The 1421-nt window shown below is 57.1% G+C and carries 1 protein-coding gene; it reads left to right on the top strand.

Annotated features, from left to right (window positions below):
• Positions 1-1421, top strand: a 1421-nt coding sequence (locus EDM54_RS26060) for an amino acid adenylation domain-containing protein (RefSeq protein WP_122959101.1), incomplete at both ends; no start/stop codon positions are given.

The raw sequence follows: 1421 nt of genomic DNA on the forward strand, positions 1-1421 counted from the left end.
TACTACAATCTATTGGTCCGGCTTGCTACGGACGACGACGCCTGGAAAAGGGCTCTTCCCGAATTGCTGCCTGAGGCCCAACGCAGACAGCATGGAGAAATCAATGCCACAGATGGCCTTGTGACGGACAACCTGCTACACACTTTGTTTGCGGAGCAGGTTGCACAGCGTCCGGACCAACGCGCTGTCGTGTCCTCAGACCGGACACTGACCTATGGGGAGTTGTTCCGACGCACCAATCAACTTGCCCGTAAACTGCGAGAATCCGGAGCCGTTCCGAATCGCCTGATCGCCATCGTTATGGAGAAAGGCTGGGAGCAGGTGCTGGCGGCACTGGGTATCCTGCAGGCGGGAGCGGCTTACCTGCCCATTGACCCGAATCTCCCACAAGAACGCCTCTTGTACCTACTGGAAAACGGTGAAGTCGAGATTGCACTGACACAGACCGGCTGGATGGATAAAATCGCGTGGCCGTCCCATGTCCGTGTCTTCACGGTCGAAGATGCCGACCTGCAGGATTATGAAGACACCCCGTTGGACGTGGTACAAGGCCCGGATGATCTCGCCTACGTGATCTTCACCTCCGGTTCGACCGGTCAGCCAAAGGGAGTCATGATCGACCACAGAGGGGCGGTAAATACGATTCTGGATATTAACGAACGCTTTGGTGTCAAACCGGAGGACAAGGTGTTCGCGCTCTCTGCGCTGAACTTCGATCTCTCCGTCTATGACCTGTTCGGTACCTTGGCGGCGGGCGGCACGATCGTCTTCCCGGAGCCGGAGGGGCTGCGAGACCCGTCGCATTGGTCGGAGATCATGAAGCGCGAAGGGGTGACGATCTGGAACTCCGTACCAGCGCTCATGGAGATGCTGGTCGATTATGCGGATGGGCAAGCGGATCTTCTGCCGAAAGGCCTTCGCCTGGTGCTGCTCTCGGGAGACTGGATCCCGGTTTCCCTGCCGGATCGCCTGCGCAAGTTAATTCCCACGGTAGAAATCATCTCACTTGGAGGGGCGACAGAAGCTTCGATCTGGTCAATTCTCTATCCGATCGGCGAAGTAGATCCGGAGTGGACGAGCATTCCGTACGGAAAGCCGATGAAAAATCAGCGCTTCTATGTGCTAAACGAACTGCTGGAGCCGTGTCCGACCTGGGGGCCGGGACAGCTGTATATCGGAGGGATCGGTCTGGCGAAGGGCTATTGGAAGGACGAAGCAAAGACAAACGCAAGCTTCATCCGGCACCCGGTGACGGGCGAGCGCTTGTACAAGACGGGAGACATTGGCCGATACCTGCCGGATGGCAACATCGAATTTTGGGGACGCGAAGACTTCCAAGTCAAGATCCAAGGGTACCGAATCGAGCTGGGCGAGATTGAAGCGGCTCTGTCCCAGCATGATGCGGTACGAAACGTTGTCGT

The organism is Brevibacillus borstelensis, assembly GCF_003710865.1.
In the GTDB taxonomy this organism is placed as follows: domain Bacteria; phylum Bacillota; class Bacilli; order Brevibacillales; family Brevibacillaceae; genus Brevibacillus; species Brevibacillus borstelensis.